2 protein-coding genes are annotated in these 3,279 nt (G+C 58.7%); both read left to right on the forward strand.

Annotated elements, in window-relative coordinates:
* Window positions 1-1,028 (forward strand): ATP-binding protein (locus AB4043_RS19660; protein ID WP_442307847.1); only part of this gene is annotated, 1,028 nt, incomplete at its 5' end.
* Window positions 1,029-1,464: 436 nt separating this feature from the next.
* A partial coding sequence (locus tag AB4043_RS19665) for an NHL domain-containing protein (protein ID WP_442307848.1) occupies window positions 1,465-3,279 on the forward strand: 1,815 nt, incomplete at its 3' end.

Raw genomic sequence — 3,279 nt, forward strand, 5'->3', positions numbered from 1 at the left:
GCCTCAGGATTCCTGAGCGGGTGCAGTTTCGCTACAGGCTCGATCCCGTCGATACGGAATGGTCGGACGCGGGGACCAGGCGTCAGGCGTACTACACCAAGCTTCGGCCCGGGAACTATACCTTCCGGGTCATTGCAAGCAACGATCACGGCGTTTGGAACGAAACGGGCGCATCGTTCTCCTTCAGAATTCTGCCCGCCTGGTACCAGACGGCCTGGTTCGCAGTTCTATGTGGACTTGCGATCGTTCTGATCGTCTGGATGATCTACCGGCTGCGTTTGCGCCAGGTTGCGGCAACTTTGAGCGCCCGTTTTGACGACCGGCTGGCTGAACGAACACGGCTCGCACGCGAGTTGCACGATACCTTCCTGCAAACCGTACAGAGCAGCAAGATGATTGCGGAGGACGCCCTTCGTGAGGACACGGACGAAAAACGCAGGCAACAGACGCTCGAGAAGCTGTCGATATGGCTGGGGAGGGCAGTCGACGAGGCGCGGGCAGCGGTCCACTCTCTACGCGGCAGCACTACAGAGAAGAACCATCTTTCTGAAGCATTACAGCGGGCCGTCGAAGAACATGAGCGGCCGGCTTCCATGAGTGTTATCTTTTCCGCGGTTGGCGATGCCAGAGACATGCATCCGATTGTGCGCGACGAAATCTACCGCATCGCCGATGAAGCGATTCGCAATGCGGCTGCGCATTCCCGGGGAAGCCGTCTGGAAATCGAGCTTCGGTATGCAAACGATCTCTCCCTGCGCATCAAGGATAACGGCCAGGGGATCGATCCGGCTCTCCTGGCGGGAGGCCGGGAGGGACACTTTGGATTACAGGGGATGCGGGAGAGGGCCTCGCGAATCCGCAGCAAGCTGACGGTCGTAAGTTCCGCCAAGGCCGGAACCGAGGTGACGCTCGTTGTTCCGGGCACTGTGGTCTACCGCTACGAACATCCGACGCTGTTCCACAAGCTGAACAACACCGTCCGCCGGCTTTTCCACCCCTCCGGGGACGACGATATCCGACCTGACTGACGTTCGGGGAGCCGGACGAAAGGGCCGCACCCTTCCGGACATTTGGAGGGGTGCGGGCAATCTGCATCTGGTTAGAGCCTCTGGCGGGCTCTAGTTCATTAGTCGCGTATTTGCTTCGAGAAGGTTACAGATCCTCGCTGCACTAACGAAGCYACGTTTTAACAGCCCATAACGTCACCCATAACGTGTCCGGTTACGAAGCCGTGCGCGATTTTAAGTGCTTGAAATCAAAGGGAAATCGTTTTCCCGAACACCGGCTGAACTGTTTGGAACGTTGACGATCCGGCAGAACCATCGGGAGACTCGTCACGCAATACAGGGGACGTCTTTCCCGGCAATCACTGCAGTTTTAGGAAGTGCTCCAAAGGGAAACCACGGAGTGAAGGTGATTGTACGCACACACGCAGGGCCGTATGGAGGAGTGACAAACGTGAGAATGAGTGGAAAAAGACGGTTAGCGATCTGGTTGTGGTTCTTCTTTACCCTTTCATTGGAGCCGGGGCTGGCTCAGCCGGCTCTGACTTTTCAGCCGGAGATCATTACAACGATCGCCGGTACGGGAGCCGCGGGATATACCGGAGATGGCGGACCGGCAACCAGCGCTCTGATGTCGGGCGGTATTAAGGGGATTGTCGCCGATGCTTCCGGCGATGTCTTCTTTGTCGATGGCACCTACTGCACCGTACGCGTGATCTATGAAGGTGGGGCAACGGCAGCGCAGTTGATCGCCGCCGAGACCGGCGTCACCTCTCCGGTCGTCGGCAATATCTACGTGGTCGCCGGCATAGAAAATCAGTGCGGCACGCCGTCGAACGGCACCCTCGCTACAAGCACAAAGATCACCCCGAATACAGGTGGACTAGGAATCGACTCCGCCGGCGACATTTATGTCGCAGGGACCTCCTCGACAATATGGGTGGTCTATGCCGGCGGAACCAACACGGCCGGCACCAACCTCATCTCTCTTGAAGCGAGCGTCACCAACCCAACACTGGGAGCCATCTATCGCGTGGCGGGCAGCCGCACCAGCGCGAACGGCGGCGATGGAACCCTGGCGACCTCCAGCGCCGTCGGGCTCCATGGCATCGACGATATCAAGTTCGACTCCGTCGGCAACATGTACCTTGCGGACCAGGGGAATAATTCGATCCGGGAAGTGAGTGCCTCCACCGGGTTCATCAGCACCATCGCGGGAGGAGGCGGAACTGCTTCAGGCGCATCCGGCAATAGTGCAAACGGCACCGTCGCTTCTTCATCACTGCTGAACCAGCCCTATGCGGTAGCGGTAGATACTTCGAATAACGTCTACATCTCCGATAAGAACAACAACCTCATCCGGATGATCTATGTCGGCGGCAGCGCAGCGGCTGCGCTCATTACACTGGAAAATCCGACGATTACATCTCCTGTCCAGGGAAACCTGTACACCATCGCCGGAGGAGGCAGCACGCTCTCTCCCTATGGAGTACGGGCGACTACGGCAAAATTGAACGGCACCACAGGGTTGGCAACCGACCCGGCAGGCAACATCTATCTCGCCGTCAACGGATATAACGAGATCCTTGAAGTGAACGCGGCGACGGGCGTCATCTCCGTGGTTGCGGGCACTGGGACCGCTGGTACTGCGACGGGGACGAACGGAGATGGCGGCGTTGCCACAAGCGCTCTGCTGAGCGGTCCGCGAGGTGTCGCGGTCGATGCAGCCGGCCGCGTCTACATTACGGACTCCGGCAATCTCAAAGTGCGTCAGATGGGCCCGCAGGGGCTGCTGGTCTTTGCCGGGCAGGCTCCGAATACAACCAGCGCGGCACAGTCAGTGCTGCTCAGCAATGTGGGGAATACCACATTGAACTTTACCGGTGGCGCTCCGAGCATTGGCGGTACAAACGCGAGTAGCTTTGCTATCGCTTCGACTTCTTCCTCGAATGCCTGCAATTTCACCTCGCTGGCTCCGAGAGCAAACTGCACACTCGCGATCACCTATTCGCCGCAGGACAACAACGCGAGCTCGGCGGCTCTCTCCTTTGTGACCGATGGAGTGCTGTCGCCACAACAGATCCTGCTGCAGGCCGCGGCTCTGCCGGTGACAACCACCACCCTGCAGGCTTCTGTCAGTAGCGTAGTTATTGGAACCGCGATGACCCTGACAGCGACGGTTACCGGTGGCGCAAGCCCAAGCGGCACCATCTCGTTCTATAACAACGGCAGTTCGCTGCTGGGCACAGCAACGTTGAATTCGTCTGGAGTAGCG

Origin of the sequence: Terriglobus sp. YAF25, assembly GCF_052113305.1 — a bacterium.
In the GTDB taxonomy this organism is placed as follows: Bacteria; Acidobacteriota; Terriglobia; order Terriglobales; family Acidobacteriaceae; genus Terriglobus.